This window comes from Lacticaseibacillus camelliae DSM 22697 = JCM 13995, from assembly GCF_001436615.1.
Taxonomy (GTDB): Bacteria; Bacillota; Bacilli; order Lactobacillales; family Lactobacillaceae; genus Lacticaseibacillus; species Lacticaseibacillus camelliae.
On record NZ_AYZJ01000009.1, the window covers coordinates 56,445 to 73,765 of the forward strand.

Here is a 17,321-nt window from a genome sequence, read left to right on the forward strand (position 1 = left end):
CTCCCTTCTATCAAGCGTTAATGCTTTTGAACACTTTCCAGCACGGCAATCAGCTGATCGGCCGCGTCTGGGGTGCCCATTTTCTTGGCCGCCTGCGCCATGCGGGACAGCCTGGAATCGTCATCCATTAGGGCCGCCACCTGCGAGGCAAAGTTCGCGTCCAGCTCCGGCTCCGTGATGACCTCGGCGGCGCCCACATCCACCAGGCTTTTCGCGTTGACGAACTGGTGGTTGTGCGTGACGTTAGGACTCGGAATCAGCACACTGGGCAGCCCCAGCGCCGTGAGTTCAGCAATGCTGGTCGCCCCGCTGCGCCCGACGACCAAGGTCACGTCCGGCAGAATGCCAGGCATGTCGTCAATGTACGGCACGACCTTGACGTTTGCGGGCAGCTGCCGGATCTGCTTCGTGATGGTGCCGTAATGGCGCGTGCCGGTGACAAACAGCGTCTGAAAGTCCGCGCCGCCGAACGTTGGCAGCGCGTTGACCGCTGCCTTGTTGATCATCGGGGCACCGCGCGAGCCGCCGAAAATCAGCAGTGTGCGCTTGTGCGGATCCAGCCCAAAGTCGGCAAGGCGATCGTTGGGCTTGAGCCCAGCCACTTGCTGGGCCCGCGGGTTGCCGGTAATGACCACTTTTTTAGCCGGGAAGGAACTGGCAACGACCGGGAACGTGATGGCAATTTTGTCCACCGCGTGAGCCAGAAACTTGTTGGTGACCCCGGCGACCGAATTTTGCTCGTGGATCACCGTCGGCACATGGTGGCGCGCCGCGGCGTACAAAACGCCGGCGGAGACATACCCACCGGTGCCGACGACCACGTCTGGTTGAAAGTCTTTGATCATGCGGGTCGCCTTGCGCAGCGAGCCCACGAACTTCTCCACCGTTTGAATGTTGATCTTGACGTTTGTGAAACTCACCTTGCGTTTAAACCCCTGCAGTTCAAGGGTTTCAAACGGGATCTTCGCGTTAGGCACGATGCGGCTTTCAAGGCCTTTGGCGGTGCCGACATACATGACGGCGTCCAGCATACCGCGTTCCTGCAGGCGCTGAATCAAGGCCAACGCCGGATAAATGTGCCCACCAGTGCCGCCGCCTGAAATCATCAGTCGCATAATTTACCCTTTTTTCTCAGCGTACTGAGTCACTGCGTCAATAAATTCATCCCCGCGCACTTCAAAGTTCGGGTACTGATCCCAGCTGGCCGCGGCCGGCGACAGCAGGATCACATCGCCGGGCTGACTGGCAGCAAAGGCAATCGGTACGGCCGTTTTGACATTATCAGTCCGGGTGAATGGAATGCCGGCCTGCTTTGCCAGAGCCTCCATCAGCGGCGCGGTTTCGCCAAACGTGACCATCGCGCGAACGTGCTGCTTGATCAGCGGCAACAGGTCATCCATCGGCAGGTGCCGATCCAGTCCGCCGGCCAGCAGGACGATCGGCTGCTTGAACGCGTTCAGGGCCACGGTGCTGGCCTCGACGTTTGTGGCCTTACTGTCGTTGTAAACCTTACGGCCGGCTACCGTTTCGACGTACTGAATGCGGTGCTTAACCCCGGTGAAGCGGTGCAGCACGTCGACAATGGCTGCATTCGGCGTGCCGCTCAGCTTGGCGGCGGCAATGGCAGCCAGCGCATTTTCAATGTTGTGGTCGCCTGGGATCTGCATCTCGTCGGCCTTCATGAGCTGCTCCCCGTCAAAGCACAGCCAGCCGGCGGTCAGCGTGGCGCGTGCGCCTGTTGCCCCTTTGCGGGAAAACGGGACAACGGTCGCAGGACTTTGCTTGGCCAGCTCGTGCATCTCTGGCAGGTCCCAGTTCATGATGAAAAAGTCGTCTTTGGTCTGGTTCATTGTGATGCGCATCTTGGCCTTGACGTAATTTTCACGGGAGCCGTGCCAGTCCAGGTGCGCCTCGTAAATGTTCGTGAGCACCGCAATGTGCGGGTGCAGCTTCTGAATCCCGACCAGCATGAACGAGGACAGCTCGCACACCACCGTGTCCTGGGCGCCGGCTTTTTGCACCACACCGGTGACCGGAATGCCGATGTTGCCGGCATCATACGCGTGACCTGCAGTCTCCCGCTCGTTCAGCATCAGGCCAATCAGCGTCGTCGTGGTGGTCTTGCCGTTGCTGCCGGTGACCCCGACCCAGGTCGAGTCGGACACCGAATAAGCCAGTTCCGGCTCGGTGATCACGGGAATGCCCAACTGCTGGGCCCGCACCACCATGGGATTGGAATAGGGAATGCCGGGGTTTTTGACCATTAGCGAAAAGCCTTCGTCGAGCAGCTCGACCGGGTGACTGCCGGTAATGACCGTGACGCCTTCGTCCAGCAAGGCTTGCGCGTCTTTATTATCATCAAACTTTTGCTTATCGTTCACCGTCACCAAAGCGCCGAGCCGATGCAGTAGTTTAGCAGCACTGACCCCACTTTTGGCCAGGCCCAAAACCAACACTTTTTTGTTCTTATAATCCGAATTATTCAGCAACCACTTACGCTCCCTATATATCCCGGCGGCGGCCGGGTTTACTTAACTTGCACGGCGCTAGGCCAGTGCATAAACCAGATACAATACCGCACCAATCAGACCGACCAGCCAGAACACGGTGTCGACCTTCCACTCAGACCAGCCGAGCAGCTCAAAGTGGTGGTGGATCGGGGCCATCTTAAAAATGCGCCGGTGAAACAGCTTGAACGAACCGACCTGCAGGATCACGCTAGCGGTTTCGCAGACAAACACGATCCCGATCAGCAGCAGCGACCACGGCCGGTCGAGCAGCAGCGCAATCACGGCGATCAAACCGCCCAAGGCGAGACTCCCGGTGTCGCCCATGAACACCTTGGCCGGCTTGTGGTTAAACAGGAAAAAGCCGACCATCGCGCCAATCGTGACCAGGCAGAGAATCAGGACATCTGTCCGGCCATCGTGCACCGCCAGCACGGCGTAGGCCGCAAAGGCGATCATCGACAGCCCCGCCACCAACCCATCCAGGCCATCAGACAAGTTGACCGCGTTGGAAAAGCCCACCAGCCAGAACAACGCAAACACCGCGAAGACCCAGGCCACGTTCAGCTGATAGCCAAACAGCGGCAGCACCGTCGGAAACCCCTCATGGAAGTACGCGGTCAGAAAAACTGCGCCGCCCACGATCTGGCCCAGCAGCTTCTGCCAGGCCTTTAGGCCCATGTTGCGGTGCAGCTCAACGCTGATGAAATCGTCCCAAAATCCCAACGCCCCGTAAAGGACCAGGATGAACAGCCCGGCCCAGACGCTGAGGGTCAGCTGGTGCTGCCACCAGCCGGTGAAAATGGCGGCCACTACAATGGCCAAGATGAAGACCATGCCGCCCATGGTCGGAGTCCCATTTTTCTTTTTGTGCCACTTCGGGCCGACCTCACGGATCGTTTGGCCCTCTTTTTTCATCCGCATGTAACCGATAAACAGCGGCATCAGGATCACGGTGATCGCAAACGCCGCGACCATCGGGATCAGCATCTCAGTGAATTGCATTGGTCTCCTACCTTCGTTAATTAGTCAGTTTTCTGAAAAGTCACGGTCACCGTGCCAGTCCCAAGCAAACTGCCAGCCTTGAGACTCTGCGCAGACGCGTATCCGGCGCCTTGTAACTTAAACTTTTTGCCCGTTAACTGGGCCAATTTTAACACATCACTCTTAGACCAGCCAGAAACGTCCGGCATGGTCATTGCCCCGTTGGTGAGCAGCACCACCCGCGCCGAGCGCAGGGCCTGCGTGCCCGCTGCCGGCAGCTGCTGGACGATCCGGTTACCGGTCCCGACCACGGAGGCGGTCAGCGCTTTTTTGTTCAGGGCCGCCGTGGCCGCAGTCAGCGAGTCGTTCACCGCTGCTGGCACGGTCACCGTTTCGGCCGCAGGCGTCGCTGTATTGCCGGCGTCAAGTGCCAGCAGCCGAGTCATCAGCGGGTGGTAAATCGTGTTCAGCACATTGACCGCCGGGGTCGTCATAGCGGTGTTCTGCTTCAAGGTTAAATAAACAATAAATTGTGGGTCACTGGCCGGGGCCATTGCCAACAGACTGTGCAGCTGGTTGGTCTCACCGGGCAGGTACCCGCCTTTCGGGTTGGCAATGTTCGCCGTCCCGGTTTTCGCCGCCACGTCGGCGCCGGCAATTTTGTAGGTCACCCCGGTGCCATATGGCTTGTTGATGGTGTCGCGCATTTCATCCAGCACGGTCTCCGCCGTTGTCGCAGAAATCGGGTGACCCACCACCTTCCGCTTGTAATTGATCACTTTGCCGTCAGGATCAGTGACTTTGGTGACCACTCGCGGCTGCACCATCGTGCCCTTGTTGGCAATCGCAGTCGCCGCCTGAAGGATCTGCATCTGCGTCACATTGATACTTTGGCCGTAACCCATCACGGCGCGGGTCACCGCGTTGCTCAGGTTGTAGCCGCCAGTGGCCTCATTCGGCAGCGTGATCCCGGTTTTTTGGCCAAACCCAAAGTCCTTTAGGGTCTTGGCCTGGTTGGCCTCACCCATCTGCTGCACAATGTGGACAAACCCAACGTTACTAGAACGCGGCAGCGCCTGCGAAAACGGAATCTCGCCGAAGCCAACGTGGTTCCAGTCATGGATCGTGGTGCTTGCGACCTTCACGCCGCTGGAATTGTAGTAGGTGTTCGGTTGGAACGTCCCGCTTTGAATTGCGCCAGCCAAGTTAAAGACCTTCATGACCGAGCCGGGTTCGTATGTGTCTTCCACCAGCATGTTCTGCCAGGACGAACCCTGCTCAAGGCCTTCCATCGTGCTGGGATCGAAGGTCGGACGCTGGCCCGCCGCCAGGATCTCGCCGGTTTTGGCGTTCATGACCACCCCGGTGACTGAGGCTTGCTTGTACTTGGTTTGGACACTGGCCAGCAACGTCTCAAGGTACGACTGCAAAGAAGAGTCCAGCGTGCTTTTGACCGTCCCGCCATTTTTGGCTGGCTTGGTTTTGACCTTGGCCTTGGGCAGTCGATAGCCATAATTGTCCACTTGCGCGGTTTGATAGCCATTGGTGCCGGCCAGCTGCGCGTTAAATTCCTTTTCCAGCCCCATGACCCCGACCAGCGGCTGATTCTTGTTGGTCGCATTGGTTTGGGTCAGCCCAACCGTGTAGCTGGCAAACACCCCGTTCGGGTACAACCGGGAAGGGCTGTCGGTGAAATGGATCCCTGGCAGGTGTTCTGCTTCGATTTCTTTGCGGGTCGACAACGACAGCCGGGTGCCGGCCGCGCCGAATTCGACTTGAAAAGTCTTCTTCTTCGGGTTCAAGTAAGCCAGGATCTTGGCCTCAGAAAGCGGCAGATATTTGGCAAGCACCGCCGCCGTCTTGGCCTTATCGCTCACGTATAGTTTCTTGCCGTTCTGAGTGTAATTTTGATCGATGATGGCGTAAATGGTGTAGGTCGACGCATCTTCGGCGATTGCTTGGCCGTTGCGGTCGACGATGCTGCCACGCTTGGCCTGCAGCGCGGTTTTGCGCGCGTACTGAGAGGCGCGATACGCCGCGAGATGTTTGGAATCGACCGAGCCGACAACGGCCACATACGCAAAACGACAAACGAACGCCAGCAGCGCAACCAGGCTGAGCCAGAACAGGAAGATCCCGAACCGTTGCCGATTGCGCTCGGGGTGCCGGGCGCGCATTTGTCGTTTATTCGTTTTCTTTTTCATAAGCCTACTTCACCGCATGTTTAATATTACCTTCGATCACAGCAAAACCGTGAGCACTGGCATAACTGTTGAGCCGATCTGAGTTGGACAGTTCGCCGACCGTCTGCTTGTCATCGGCGATCACGCGCTTTTGTACAGTCACCTGATTTTGAACGTTCTGGTAAGTCCGGGTCAGATTGGCCAAGTGCATCGATGCGGTCAGATAACACAGGCAAAACCCCACGGCGACCATTCCCACGAACACCATCAGCAGCCGCTCCAGTGGCGAGAAAGCCACTTTAGTGCTCGGCTTCGCTGCAGGTTTTACGTGCGGCTGAACGTGCGGCGTCTCGCGCCGCTTTGGTTCCACCATGTCTAGCTGTCTTGCTGTGTTATCCACCATCTTGAGCACCCCTTCAATATACGCGCTCGACCACCCGCAGCTTTGCGCTGTGCGCCCGGTGATTGGCGATTAGTTCCGCCTCGCTTGGGAGAATCGGTTTGCGATTGATTAATTTAAAATGCGGCCGGGCCTCCGGTGGAATCACCGGCAAGCCCTGCGGCAAATCTTGCACTGTCGTTTGCTCCTTAAACATCGTCTTCACGAGGCGGTCTTCCAAGGACTGGAACGTGATCACGCTGATGCGGCCGCCCGGCTTGACCAGCTGCAAGGCCTGCGTCAGTGACGCTTCGAGGGCCCCCAACTCGTCGTTGACGGCGATGCGAATGGCTTGGAACACCTTCTTGGCCGGATGGCCGCCGGTCCGCCGCGCCTTGGCCGGAATGCCGGCCTTGATCAGGTCGACCAGCTCAAACGTGGTTTCGATGGGCTTGGTCGCCCGGGCCTGCTCGATTTTCCGAGCGATGGACTTGGCGAAGCGCTCCTCACCGTAGCGGGTGAAGATCCGTACCAGCTCTTGGTAAGACCACTCGTTCACGATCACCCGCGCCGAAAGCGCCTGGCTTTGGTCCATGCGCATATCCAGCGGCGCGTCGAAGCGGTAGGAAAAGCCGCGCCTGGAATCGTCGAACTGAGGGCTGGACACGCCGAGGTCGTATAAGATCCCGTTGACTGCAGTAACGCCTTCGCCGGCCAGCGCCTCGTCCAATTCGCGAAAATTGCGGTGAAGCAGGTGAAGGTTTGCCGGCACGCCTTGCGCCTGCACGGCGTCGATGGCAGCCTGGTCCTGGTCGAACGCGTATAGCTGGCCGGATGTCAGCTGGCTCAAGATTCGCCTGGTGTGACCGCCGCGGCCCAGCGTCGCGTCGACGTAGATACCGGTAGGATCGATGGCCAAGTTGTCGGTGGCCTCTTTTAATAACACGGTTTCATGTTTAAATTCTGTCATCGCGCTCACAGTCCAAAGTCGGTCAGATTTTCGGAAATATCATCGAAGCTGTCCTCGGCGCTGGCGGTGAAGCTGGTCCACCGTTCCTCGCTCCAGACTTCGATGCGGTCGGAGACGCCTACCAGCACACACGCTTTATCTAGCCCCGCGTGCTGGCTCAGCGGCTTGGGAATGTTGACTCGGCCCTGCTTGTCCAGCTCACACTCAGTGGCGGCGGAGTACAGGAACCGTGAAAAGGTCCGGGCATCCTTTTTGGTCAAGGGCAACGCCTCAATCTGAGTTTGCAGCTTCTGCCACTGACTCATCGGATAGCCGAACAGGCAGCCGTCCATGCCGCGCGTCAGCACAAAATCACTGCCGAGATCGGCGCGAAACTTGGCCGGAATAATTAGCCGGCCCTTCGCATCGATACTGTGATGGAATTCTCCCATCAGCATGGACAACGCCTCCTTTCCAACATTAAATTCAGTCTACCACAATCACCCACTCCTCACCACCAACTCCCACAAAATCTGCTTGACAATTTGAAAAAGCACCCCACGATTCCCTGCGTGTACTAAAAAATCCCCATCTGCTGCGGTTTACAGCAGGTGGGGACAGGTGGATCACCAGTGGGGGCCAGGCCCTAAAACGAGAGCAAAATGGCCGCCACCCACCAAACGGTGGCCGCCAGGATGAGGACCCGGCCCAAGGTCGTGAAATAACGGGCAAACAGCAAATCGTAATCTCGGACCACAAAGTAAATGATCAAAAGGATGGCGATGGCCGTTGTGGTGAACAGTGCGACCCAAATCGTGTTCGGGGCCTTGGCGTTGGCCAAGTTCGCGACGCCCAGCAGTTCCAGACCGGCAACCAAAAACGGCAACAGCCGGGAGTGAAACTGCAAGGCGCGGCAGACCAGCCAAACGGCCAGACCGGCGAGCGGTAAAATGATCCCGATCAGCATGTTCATCACTTCCTTTACCTTAAGACTATACTCGATTTTACCCCCTTGGGCACGAAAATTCGGTTGAAGCGCCTGGCCAAAACGGGTAAACTACTCGGGTAAAGCACAGCACGGTAGATTGGTCAAAGGTGGTGATTAAGGTGAAAGAGAAACGCTCAAAATTCTGGTGGGTCACCTACATTGCGACATGGGCGATGCTGATCGTCACCATCCTTGGTGCCCTAGTCGTTGGGTTGTCAGCGATGAATGTCTTTTAACCTGATATCAAAAAAGCGGGTCTGCAAAATGCAGACCCGCTACTTTTTTGGGTTGAATTAGTGCTGGGACAGCAGCTGTCTGCCATCCTTCGGCTCAAACAACGGTTTCTTAACGGTGGTGACCAGCACGGAAATGACGATGATGGTCAAGATCCCGGTCGCCACTGCCGACCCGCCGTTGATGACCAGCGAGTAGAGCCATGCCGGTGTGCCCTTTGGCGCGTATGAGCCCCAAAAGACCCAGCCCGCCAGAAAGTGGCAGAAGTACTTGGCTAAGACGCCGATCAGGCCAGCGCCCCACGCCAGGCCCATGGCCTCGCGGTTGTTACCGGCCTTCAGCGCGGCTTGAAAGCGGCCGTAAAGAAGCCCGCCCAACCCGGCGACGGCAAAGGCAATCGGGTACTCCAGAAAACCCTGAATTGGGTTCAGGACAGACCCTTCACCAAAGCCGATCAGCATGATATCAAGCACGCCCCAGGTCAGCCCGGCTGCCATCCCGGCGCCGGTTCCACGCCGCAGCGCCAGCACCGTGATTGGGATCACACCGTAAGACATTTCAATACTGGAGATCCCGGTTTTGTGCGGGACGTACTCCAGCGCCATGGCAAACGCGGCAATCACCGCGATTTCCACCAAGATCAAGACACGTGAGTTCGATTTGGCCATAAAAAATCCTCCTTTGGGTCAGGATCCGCCACAAAGAAGGTCGATTTCTCGACACCGCAATTCCTACGCTCGTATTAGCGAACAGGTTCGAAGGGTCTGGGCAACTGCCCACTCTCAGCCAATGGCTCCCCTTTGCGTTGGTCCCACCACTATTTTGTTAGAGCACAATTTTGCTTGTGCCCCATCATTATAGCAAGCGAGCCCACATTGTCAAAAAGTAAGGGCTACAGGATCGGGGCAAACAGCCGCGCCAGGTCCGCCCCAAGCTGACTGGCGTGGGACTGGTTTTTGACCATCGCGTACGTGTACGGCGTCGCCTGCGCCATATCAAGTTTGAACTGGCGCTCTACCATTTCGGCCAGGGTCTGGTCGTAAATGAAGGCGGCAATCTCAAAATTGAGCTTAAACGAGCGCACATCCAGGTTGGGGGAGCCGGTCATCAGGTACTGGGAATCGACGATGATCGCCTTGCTGTGCAGGAACCCCGCCTGGTAGCGGTACACGCGCACGCCGGCTTTCACCAGCTGGTTCAGGTAAAATTCTGTCGCCTTGGCCATCATCGGCTGATTCGTGTGCACCGGCACCATCACCCGCACATCGATACCGGACTGCGCCGCCAGCACCAGGGCGTCCAGCAGTGAATCATCCGGCACAAAGAACGGGGATTGCACCCAAATGCGCCGCTTGGCCAACGCCAACAGTCGCAGGTCCCCCAGTTTGATGGCCTCCAGTTTCTGCTCCGGCCCACCGCCGACGATTTGCATGGTGGTGCGGCCGTTGTCCGCAGGATCGGGGAAGTACGCCTTTTGGAAGTGGACCTTTTTGATCTTGGCAGTAGTGTTCCAATCCATGAAGAAGCGCGCCTGAAGCGAGGCGACTGCCTGGCCGGTGAGCCGCAGCTGCGTGTCGCGCGTGATGGCCAGCTTGCGGCTGGTACTGCCGATGTCAAACCCGCCCATGTAAGCCACTTGCCCGTCGATCACCGTGATCTTGCGATGGTTGCGAAAGTTGATGCGCAGGTTGGCTCGGCCGAGTCGCGTGGCCAAAAACGGCTCGACCTGCCCACCGGCCTGCACCAGCGGCCGCCAGAACGCGCGGTTCAGTCGGTGCGAGCCAAAGGTGTCGTAGATCACGCGCACCCGCACTCCTTGTTCAGCCTTTTGGGTCAGCAGCTGCACCAGCGCTTTGCCCACCCCGTCCGGCTCGATGGTATAAGCCTCAATGTGAATGTGGTGCGTCGCGGTCCGCAGGTCGGCGAACAAGGCCTTAGTAAAATCCTGGCGGTTGAACAGCAGCCGGACCCGATTCATGGTCGTGATGAGCGCCCCGTCAGCCTGCAGCAGCGTCCGCACGAGCTCCGGCGCGCCCGCAAACGGCGAGGCCGCGCCACTTTCCTGACTGATTGTGACGGCCTCCTGCTGCGAGGCCACCATCTGGTCGATCCCCAAGCGCTGCTGAGTCGCCAGTGAGTTCAGTTTGTTGGTTGACAGCTTGCGGCCGAAGAACCAGTACAAGATGAACCCGATGACCGGCAGCAGCAAAAGCACCAACAACCACGCCCATGTCGCCGCAATGTCCCGGGGCTGCCGGAACACGGTGATAATGGCCGCGGTTGCGTTGATCACAATAATGATGATGGCAATGGTCGTGAGCCACATACTAGAAACTCCCCACTAATCGACCGAAGCCACCCCAAACCACTTCTCGTTTAACTTCTTCAAAGTGCCGTTGGCTTTGAGCGTCTTCAAGCCGGTGTTGATTTTATCTCTGAGCTCATTATCACTCTTACGCATCCCAACCGCAAAGTCCTCAGCCGGATAAGTGCCCTGAATCACCTTGTAGGCGCTCGGGTCTTTTTGGTGGGCAATGTAGTAATTCGCGTAAACCTCGTCGATCACAATGCCCTGAATGCGACCGGCATTGAGGTCCAGAAAGGCGTTATCAAAGGTGTCGTACAGGACCGGCTCGCGGTTTTTAATCAGGTCTTTGAGCTTCTTCGGCTGCGCGTCAATGTCCGAGGCGCCGCTGCTTTCACTTTGCGCGCCGACGACCTTACCTTTCATGTCGGCAAATGAGTTGATGTGGTCCGCCCGCTTGGTGACCAGGACTTGGTGATTCTTCAGGTACTCCTGAGAAAAGGCGACCTGCTTTTGGCGCTCCGGCGTCACGGTGTACCCATTCCAGATGAGATCGATGGTTTGGTTGCGCAGCTCGGTTTCCTTCATGGACCAGTCAATCGTCTGAAAGCTGACCTTCACGCCGTACAGCTTGAACAGCGCCCGCGCCAGGTCGATGTCGTAGCCGGCCACAGTGCCGTTCTTTTGGCGAAAACCCATCGGCACAAAACTATCGTCCAACCCGACGACCACTTTTTTATCCTGCTTGATGCGCGGCCAGGAGTTTTTTTGCTCGGTGCGGGCGCAGCCGCCGAGCACTAAGGTGAACCCAGCCAGCAGCGTCAACAGGATCGTTAACCACTTACGCTTCATTCGACTCACTCCCCTGCTTGGCCACCGTCAGCGTCGCGTCCGCCACCATCTTGGCAAATTCCATGTCATGCGTAACCACGACCTGAGTCATGCCCTGCTGCTTGACGCTGGCAATCAGGTCTGCCACCGACTGGCGCAGGTTGGGATCCAGCGCCGAGGTCGGCTCGTCGTAAAGCAGAATTTTCGGATCCAAGGCCAGCGCCCGGGCGATCGCGACCCGCTGCTTCTGACCACCCGACAGGGAGTAAGGATAAGCGTTGGCCTGCGCCTCTAGGTCCAACTGGTCCATCAGGTTGCGCGCGTGCTTCTGCGCCGCTGCCGCGCTGACCCCTTGCAGTGTCGGGGCCAGTGTGATGTTTTTCAGCACGGACAGGTTAGGGAAAAGCTCGAAGCCCTGGAAGACGACGCCAATGACACCTTGCTTACGCAGCTCGGCGGCGGTGGTCGGCTGACCATTGTAAGTGAAGCTGCCGCTGTCAGCCGGAGTCAGGCCGGCGATAATACGCAGCAAGGTGGTCTTGCCGGCACCGCTGGGGCCGACGATCGCCAGTGTTTTCTGATCTTCAATGGTGACACTTAGATTATCCAGGACGACCTGATCACCGAAGCGTTTGGAAATATTTTTAAGCTCTAACATGTGCTTACCCCCTGCCTACTTGTAGTAGCTGAATGACTTTTCGACGCGGCGCTGCAGCAGCGTGAGCAGCAGCGTCATCACCAGGTAAATGACGGCGACCAGGACCAGTGGCACCAGCGTGACATCGCGAGACGTGGCCACTTCGCCGGCGCGGAGCAGGTCGCCCAGGCCGATGACGTAAACCAAGCTGGAATCCTTGACCAGGTTGATCACCTCGTTGCCCATGGACGGCAGGACAATCTTTAGGACCTGGGGAATGACCACGTAGCGCAGCGTTTGCCAGCGCGTCATGTTCAGCACCGTTGCGGCCTCGAACTGGCCCTCCTCAACGGCGCCGAATCCGCCGCGGTAGATCTCGGCGAAGTACGCCGCGTAGTTGAGGATGAAGGTGAAAATGACGGCCGAGAAGCGGTCAAACACAATGCCGATCAGCGGCAGGCCATAGAACACGAAAATCAACTGCAGCAGCAGCGGCGTGCCGCGAAACACCCAGATGTAGGCGGACAGAATCGCCTTACCGGCCTTGGCGAGAATGTTCTTGCCGCGCTGGATCAACCCCACTGACACCAGCATCCCCAGCGGGATGGCCCCGATCAGCGTCAGGAAGAAGACCCCCAACGTCATTTTGACGCCGTCCATTAACGCCGGCAGAATCGAATTGATGTAACTCATGATTATTCCTCCCTCACATTTCTCAACGTTGAATAAAAAAGCACCACACAGAAGTATCCTCAAGCTTTGCTTGAGGACGCTTCCGCGCGGTGCCACCTCATTTCGACCAGCCGTCACCGACTGGTCCTCACGTGGTTGAAAAACTCGGGGCTGGCGGTAAACAAAAACACCCCCATTCAGACTGCTGTCTGAATGAGGGCGACTTGAATGCCGCGGTGCCACCTCATGCTCACCGCTTCGTCACCGAACCGGTCTCATGTAGTTTTTCAACCACGGCGATAACGAGCCCAACCGGCCTGACCTACTGAGTTCAATCAGGCACTCATGGATGTGAGGCAAGAATGATCACGTCCGGCTCTCACCGCTCCGGACTCGCTTGGCTGATCTGCTTCTCACCATTTCCACTCAACGTTTTAATTGATTAAGGCAATAATACCTGCTTCAAAATGAATGTCAACCCTGATGATGAAAAAGTCTGTGCCAAAAACCAACTTTTTTCTGCTCAATGTTCATCAGTGGCACCGACTCGCCCAGCAGGCGGCGTGCAATGTTGCGATAGCCCTGGCTGGCCATGTCGTCGGGGTCCATCACGACAGTTTCGCCCTTGTTGGAGCTGGCGATCACCCCGTCGTCATCGACCACGATGCCGAGCAGGTCAATACCCAGGTGCTGCGTGATCTCGTCGATGTCCATGGACCGCCCATCCGCCATCATGTGCTGGCGGATGCGGTTGATGATCAGGCGTGGCGGGTACACCATGTCGCGTTGCTCCAGCAGGCCAACAATGCGATCCGCGTCAGACACCGCGGAAATCTCAGGCGTGGTGACGACGATTGCCCCGTCTGCGCCTTCGACAGCGTTGCGGAAGCCCTGCTCAATGCCGGCCGGCGAATCCAAAATTAAAAAATCAAATTCCGGCCGCAACTCATCTACAATGGCCTTGACCTGGTCCGGTTCAAGCGAATCCTTCTCTGCATTCTGCGCGGCAGGGAGGACATAGAGCTTATCGTCGAACCGCTTGTCTTTAATCAGCGCCTGGTGCACCTTTGCACGCCCGCTGGCCACGTCAACAATGTCGTAAATGATCCGGTTGGACAGGCCCAAGACCACGTCAAGATTGCGCAGCCCAATGTCCAGATCCATCAGGCACACCTTCTTGCCCTGCAGTGCCAGTGCAGTCCCGATGTTGGCCGTGGTCGTCGTTTTACCGACACCGCCTTTGCCTGAAGTGACAACCAAAGAAGTACCCATTACATTTCCTCCAGTTTCCGGAACAGTTTTGGCCGCAACTTGCTCAGTTCCGGCACCTTGCCGTGCACTAAGGCGTGCAGGTCATCGATGTAAGAGGTGGTCTGCGCGGTGTAAGAATTCTTGTCAATGATCTCCAAGGTGTCTGCGATGCGGATCTGCGCGGCGCGGCTGATGTCGCCCACAATGACGGCCGCCTGATCGCCCAACGCACCGGCGATCAGCAGACCCTCGACGGTCCCCATCACAAAAATGCTGCCGGTGGTGCGCAGCGTCGCGCCACGGTGGAGGTTGCCCAAGAACAGCACGTCACCAGTGTAATCCGCCTCCTGGCCGGAGCGCAGGATCCCGCCGACTAAGTGAGTGGCCTTCGCCTCAAAGTGGGCCCGCAGCGGTTCGATGGCCGCCACGTCCGCATGGATGGTCTTGATTTCAAACTGCGGATAGGCGTCAAACACCGCCTGCACCGCTTTAGCCTGGGCCTCATTGAGCAGCCGGTCCCCGGTTTCCAGCACAAAATCGACATTGCTCTGGTCCTTGGTGTCTCCGGCCACGCGTGCCAGCAGCGTGGTCAACGACGCAACGACCTCATCCAGCGAAGCCTCTGATGCCAGCTGCAGCTCAAACCCACTTTTACGCCCCTTCAGCGTGACTGCGTCCATGCGTACACCCCCAACTTTAATCTATCCTTAAGTTTATCAATATCTGGCGCAAAGGCAAATACGCAAGCGCAAATAAAACCAGATTCACGATCAGGCTGGGCCCGATGTGGTTGGCGATCAGCGTGATCGTGCTGACCTGGGCAAACCCCAGGAACCGGTTGACCGCGTAATTGGCCAGCGTGAACACCGTCAGCACAATGACGACCACGGCCCCAATGTAAAACGGGGATTTGGGTACCACCGGCCGCAGCTGCCGCACCACGTAAATCAGCAGCGGCCACAGCAGCGCGTTGACCCCAAGCATTCCGGTGTAGTAGCTATCGAAAATCAGGCCAAACACCGCGGCAATTGCCACAATGTAAATTTCTTCCGGCAGCAGCAGGGCCGTCATGATCAGCGCGATCAGCGTCAGCTGCGGCACGCCGGTGAAGGTCGGCGCCATCACGAACTGCGCAAAAACCTGCGCGATGACGCCGTCCAAAAGCAGAGTCACCAGCAGCAAAAGCAGGACCCAGCCGTGCTTGGTAAACTTTTTTTCCTTCAGCATGTTACTCACCCTTGATGGTCCGGTTGATCACAGTCACCACGGACAAGTCGTTGAAGTTGGCCGCAGGCTTCACGTACACCGTGTTCGCCAGGCCGAAGTCGTCCTTGGCCACCGAGGCCACGGTGCCGATAAACAGGCCTTTCGGCGTGCTGCCGCCGAGCCCCGAAGTGACCACACGCTGGCCCTTTTTGATGTTGTCTTCGGTGCTGACCTGACCCAGCACCAGCTCGTTTTTGGCGGCACTGTAGCTGGAGATCACCCCGTTGACGATACTGCCGTTACTCGTCGTGATCTGCGCGGCGAACCGATCGGCCGACTTGTTATCTGTGGTCATCATTTCAACCTTGGCGTTGGTCTTCTCAACCTCGACCACGCGGCCAACCAATCCCGAGCCGGCCATGACCGGCATCCCCTTGGCAACCCCGGCACCTTGGCCCTTGTTGATCACCACAATGTTGCGCCAGTCGCTGGGGCTGCGCATCATCACCGTCGCCGTGATCTGTGAGTAATCCGTCAGCGTGGCATCAAGCTTGAGCTGCTTTTTTAGCGAGCGGTTCTCCGCCTGCAGCGTCTGGTTGGTCACCTTGGTTTGCGCGAGGGTGGACACCTGCGCCTTTAGCAACCGGTTCTCCTGATACGTGTTCAGCAGGTCGTTGACGTCATCGAGCCCGTACTTCACAAAATTGCCTGGCGCGGCCACGATGCGCCCACCGATGCCAACGATGTCATTGCCGATCTGCTGCACTAATGGTGGGGTGTTCTTGTTGTTCCGCACTGACATTGAGGTAAACATCAGCCCCACACTGACCAACAAGGCGACCATCAAGACGATCAGTTTTTTGTTAGAAAAGAACTTTTGCATGAGTCGCTCCTTTTGGTCTTCTCAACGAAAAAGCCGGCCCAATAAAACTAGCGGACCGGCCACTGGTTGCAGCTGCCTGCATGGATCAGTGCTTCTTCAGTACATCGATGTTCTTGAGGGATTCCCCAGTACCGATGGCCACGCATTCCAGCGGATCTTGCGCCACAAACACAGGCACCTTGGTCGCGTCGGAGATCACTGAGTCAAGCGACTTCAGCTGCGCGCCGCCGCCTGTCAGCACGATTCCGTGATCGATCACATCGGCGGCAATTTCCGGCGATGTCTCTTCGAGGGTGTCCTTAATGGCTTCGATGATGGCCTGGACGGTTTCCTGAATGGCGTTGGCGACGTCGACTGCCGTGATGTCCTGGGTCTTAGGCAGACCGGTCAGCAAATCACGGCCGCGAATCGTCATGCCGTCCAGCTTCTTGGCCTCTTCGATCGAAGCGCAACCCAGCTGGATCTTGATTTCTTCGGCGGTGCGTTCCCCAATCAGCAGATTGAAGTTGGCCCGAATGTAGGCAATCACGGCCTCGTCGATTTTGTCGCCGGCCATGCGGATCGAGCGGCTGGAGACGATCCCGCCAAGTGAAATGGTGGCCACGTCGGTGGTGCCACCGCCAATATCCACCACCATGGAGCCGGTCGGATCCATCACTGGCAGACCCGCCCCAATGGCAGCGGCGTATGGCTCTTCAATGACGTAAGCCTCTTTGGCGCCGGCCACCTTGGCCGCGTCGATCACCGCGCGCTTCTCCACTTCGGTGACGCCGCTGGGCACGCAAATCATGACCAGCGGGTGATTGTTCTTGCCACCAAGCGCCTTGTTCATGAAGTACTTCAGCATGGCTGCGGTAGTGTCGTAATCCGCGATCACGCCGTCTTTCATCGGCCGAATGGCGTCGATGTCAGCTGGGGTGCGGCCGATCATCGCGCGGGCTTCTTCACCCACCGCAATGATTTCCCCTGTTTGTGTGTTTTTTGCGACCACTGAAGGTTCGTTAGTCACGATGCCCTTGCCGTCAACGTACACGAGGGTGTTCGCTGTGCCGAGGTCGATTCCGATGTTTTTTGTGCCTAATCCAAGCAAGACGTTCTCTCCTTACAAGTCCGATTTTCTAATCCCTTGCATTATAGCATAAACGACTCGCGGTCCGGCGCAGCCCTGACCAATCACGCGCTTTCCCAACCATAATTTAATAAATCTTACAGGTGGTGTTCCTGGTTAAACGAATAAAAGCGCTCACCACCCACGATTGAAGTGCCCTACAATTGTTAGACAAAGTGTCTAATGATTGTGGGGCTTTTTTTG

19 protein-coding genes and 1 riboswitch are annotated in these 17,321 nt (G+C 57.5%); of the genes, 1 reads left to right on the top strand and 18 read right to left on the bottom strand.

The window, feature by feature from the left end; genetic code table 11:
- Positions 1-17 precede the first annotated feature (17 nt).
- The 8 genes from murG to FC75_RS01425 form a co-directional block, all read right to left on the bottom strand.
- Positions 18-1,115 (bottom strand): undecaprenyldiphospho-muramoylpentapeptide beta-N-acetylglucosaminyltransferase, encoded by a 1,098-nt coding sequence (gene murG, locus FC75_RS01390; protein ID WP_056988912.1) that lies wholly within the window; start codon positions 1,113-1,115, stop codon positions 18-20.
- 3 nt (positions 1,116-1,118) lie between these two features.
- Positions 1,119-2,489 (bottom strand): UDP-N-acetylmuramoyl-L-alanine--D-glutamate ligase, encoded by a 1,371-nt coding sequence (gene murD / locus FC75_RS01395; RefSeq protein ID WP_056988913.1) that lies wholly within the window; start codon positions 2,487-2,489, stop codon positions 1,119-1,121.
- Positions 2,490-2,546: 57 nt separating this feature from the next.
- Positions 2,547-3,512 (bottom strand): phospho-N-acetylmuramoyl-pentapeptide-transferase, encoded by a 966-nt coding sequence (gene mraY, locus FC75_RS01400; RefSeq protein ID WP_056988914.1) that lies wholly within the window; start codon positions 3,510-3,512, stop codon positions 2,547-2,549.
- 20 nt (positions 3,513-3,532) lie between these two features.
- The gene (locus FC75_RS01405) at positions 3,533-5,695 is read right to left on the bottom strand and encodes a penicillin-binding protein (protein WP_056988915.1); all 2,163 of its coding nucleotides are present in this window, start codon (positions 5,693-5,695) and stop codon (positions 3,533-3,535) included.
- Between the two features lie 4 nt (positions 5,696-5,699).
- Complete coding sequence (locus tag FC75_RS01410; protein WP_054663591.1) at positions 5,700-6,077, bottom strand: FtsB/FtsL family cell division protein; 378 nt, start codon at positions 6,075-6,077, stop codon at positions 5,700-5,702.
- Between the two features lie 13 nt (positions 6,078-6,090).
- Positions 6,091-7,023, bottom strand: coding sequence for a 16S rRNA (cytosine(1402)-N(4))-methyltransferase RsmH (gene rsmH / locus FC75_RS01415; protein ID WP_056988916.1), 933 nt, complete (start codon positions 7,021-7,023; stop codon positions 6,091-6,093).
- 5 nt (positions 7,024-7,028) lie between these two features.
- Positions 7,029-7,460, bottom strand: a complete 432-nt coding sequence (mraZ, locus tag FC75_RS01420) for a division/cell wall cluster transcriptional repressor MraZ (protein ID WP_054663594.1) — start codon at positions 7,458-7,460, stop codon at positions 7,029-7,031.
- Positions 7,461-7,648: 188 nt separating this feature from the next.
- Positions 7,649-7,969, bottom strand: coding sequence for a hypothetical protein (locus FC75_RS01425; RefSeq protein ID WP_054663597.1), 321 nt, complete (start codon positions 7,967-7,969; stop codon positions 7,649-7,651).
- A gap of 140 nt (positions 7,970-8,109) precedes the next feature.
- On the opposite strand from FC75_RS01425, the gene FC75_RS13215 reads away from it, so the two are divergent.
- Positions 8,110-8,226, top strand: coding sequence for a DUF4044 domain-containing protein (locus FC75_RS13215; RefSeq protein ID WP_420843303.1), 117 nt, complete (start codon positions 8,110-8,112; stop codon positions 8,224-8,226).
- A gap of 57 nt (positions 8,227-8,283) precedes the next feature.
- Here FC75_RS13215 and thiT read toward each other — a convergent pair whose 3' ends face one another.
- The 10 genes from thiT to FC75_RS01475 form a co-directional block, all read right to left on the bottom strand.
- Positions 8,284-8,892, bottom strand: coding sequence for an energy-coupled thiamine transporter ThiT (thiT, locus tag FC75_RS01430; protein ID WP_056988917.1), 609 nt, complete (start codon positions 8,890-8,892; stop codon positions 8,284-8,286).
- A 43-nt stretch (positions 8,893-8,935) separates the two neighbouring features.
- Positions 8,936-9,034: riboswitch (TPP riboswitch) on the bottom strand.
- Between the two features lie 82 nt (positions 9,035-9,116).
- Positions 9,117-10,550 carry a cardiolipin synthase gene (gene cls / locus FC75_RS01435; protein WP_056988918.1) on the bottom strand — a complete coding sequence of 478 codons (1,434 nt, stop codon included), beginning with the start codon at positions 10,548-10,550 and terminating at the stop codon, positions 9,117-9,119.
- Between the two features lie 15 nt (positions 10,551-10,565).
- Positions 10,566-11,381: an amino acid ABC transporter substrate-binding protein gene (locus FC75_RS01440; protein ID WP_056988919.1), complete on the bottom strand. Its 816-nt coding sequence runs from the start codon at positions 11,379-11,381 to the stop codon at positions 10,566-10,568.
- Positions 11,371-12,018 (bottom strand): amino acid ABC transporter ATP-binding protein, encoded by a 648-nt coding sequence (locus FC75_RS01445; RefSeq protein WP_056988920.1) that lies wholly within the window; start codon positions 12,016-12,018, stop codon positions 11,371-11,373. The genes FC75_RS01440 and FC75_RS01445 overlap by 11 nt, the downstream gene beginning before the upstream one ends.
- A gap of 15 nt (positions 12,019-12,033) precedes the next feature.
- Positions 12,034-12,690 (bottom strand): amino acid ABC transporter permease, encoded by a 657-nt coding sequence (locus tag FC75_RS01450; RefSeq protein WP_054663600.1) that lies wholly within the window; start codon positions 12,688-12,690, stop codon positions 12,034-12,036.
- Between the two features lie 453 nt (positions 12,691-13,143).
- The gene (gene minD, locus FC75_RS01455) at positions 13,144-13,941 is read right to left on the bottom strand and encodes a septum site-determining protein MinD (RefSeq protein WP_056988921.1); all 798 of its coding nucleotides are present in this window, start codon (positions 13,939-13,941) and stop codon (positions 13,144-13,146) included.
- Entirely contained in the window at positions 13,941-14,600 is a 660-nt protein-coding gene (locus FC75_RS01460) for a septum site-determining protein MinC (RefSeq protein ID WP_056988922.1), read from the bottom strand. Before FC75_RS01460 ends, minD begins: the two co-directional genes overlap by 1 nt.
- A gap of 16 nt (positions 14,601-14,616) precedes the next feature.
- Positions 14,617-15,147: a rod shape-determining protein MreD gene (mreD, locus tag FC75_RS01465; RefSeq protein ID WP_054663609.1), complete on the bottom strand. Its 531-nt coding sequence runs from the start codon at positions 15,145-15,147 to the stop codon at positions 14,617-14,619.
- 1 nt (position 15,148) lies between these two features.
- Positions 15,149-16,009 (bottom strand): rod shape-determining protein MreC, encoded by an 861-nt coding sequence (gene mreC, locus FC75_RS01470; RefSeq protein ID WP_056988923.1) that lies wholly within the window; start codon positions 16,007-16,009, stop codon positions 15,149-15,151.
- Positions 16,010-16,094: 85 nt separating this feature from the next.
- The gene (locus tag FC75_RS01475; protein WP_056988924.1) at positions 16,095-17,099 is read right to left on the bottom strand and encodes a rod shape-determining protein; all 1,005 of its coding nucleotides are present in this window, start codon (positions 17,097-17,099) and stop codon (positions 16,095-16,097) included.
- Between the last annotated feature and the right edge of the window lie 222 nt (positions 17,100-17,321).

Excerpts from the sequence above, each read along its gene's own strand:
- mreC (WP_056988923.1), bottom strand. The coding sequence starts at position 16,009 with ATGCAAAAGTTCTTTTCTAACAAAAAACTGATCGTCTTGATGGTCGCC.
- mreD (WP_054663609.1), bottom strand. The coding sequence starts at position 15,147 with ATGCTGAAGGAAAAAAAGTTTACCAAGCACGGCTGGGTCCTGCTTTTG.
- FC75_RS01460 (WP_056988922.1), bottom strand. The coding sequence starts at position 14,600 with ATGGACGCAGTCACGCTGAAGGGGCGTAAAAGTGGGTTTGAGCTGCAG.
- murG (WP_056988912.1), bottom strand. The coding sequence starts at position 1,115 with ATGCGACTGATGATTTCAGGCGGCGGCACTGGTGGGCACATTTATCCG.
- FC75_RS01450 (WP_054663600.1), bottom strand. The coding sequence starts at position 12,690 with ATGAGTTACATCAATTCGATTCTGCCGGCGTTAATGGACGGCGTCAAA.
- FC75_RS01405 (WP_056988915.1), bottom strand. The coding sequence starts at position 5,695 with ATGAAAAAGAAAACGAATAAACGACAAATGCGCGCCCGGCACCCCGAG.
- cls (WP_056988918.1), bottom strand. The coding sequence starts at position 10,550 with ATGTGGCTCACGACCATTGCCATCATCATTATTGTGATCAACGCAACC.
- FC75_RS01410 (WP_054663591.1), bottom strand. The coding sequence starts at position 6,077 with ATGGTGGATAACACAGCAAGACAGCTAGACATGGTGGAACCAAAGCGG.
- mraY (WP_056988914.1), bottom strand. The coding sequence starts at position 3,512 with ATGCAATTCACTGAGATGCTGATCCCGATGGTCGCGGCGTTTGCGATC.
- FC75_RS01440 (WP_056988919.1), bottom strand. The coding sequence starts at position 11,381 with ATGAAGCGTAAGTGGTTAACGATCCTGTTGACGCTGCTGGCTGGGTTC.
- minD (WP_056988921.1), bottom strand. The coding sequence starts at position 13,941 with ATGGGTACTTCTTTGGTTGTCACTTCAGGCAAAGGCGGTGTCGGTAAA.
- thiT (WP_056988917.1), bottom strand. The coding sequence starts at position 8,892 with ATGGCCAAATCGAACTCACGTGTCTTGATCTTGGTGGAAATCGCGGTG.
- rsmH (WP_056988916.1), bottom strand. The coding sequence starts at position 7,023 with ATGACAGAATTTAAACATGAAACCGTGTTATTAAAAGAGGCCACCGAC.
- FC75_RS01445 (WP_056988920.1), bottom strand. The coding sequence starts at position 12,018 with ATGTTAGAGCTTAAAAATATTTCCAAACGCTTCGGTGATCAGGTCGTC.
- FC75_RS01425 (WP_054663597.1), bottom strand. The coding sequence starts at position 7,969 with ATGCTGATCGGGATCATTTTACCGCTCGCCGGTCTGGCCGTTTGGCTG.
- mraZ (WP_054663594.1), bottom strand. The coding sequence starts at position 7,460 with ATGCTGATGGGAGAATTCCATCACAGTATCGATGCGAAGGGCCGGCTA.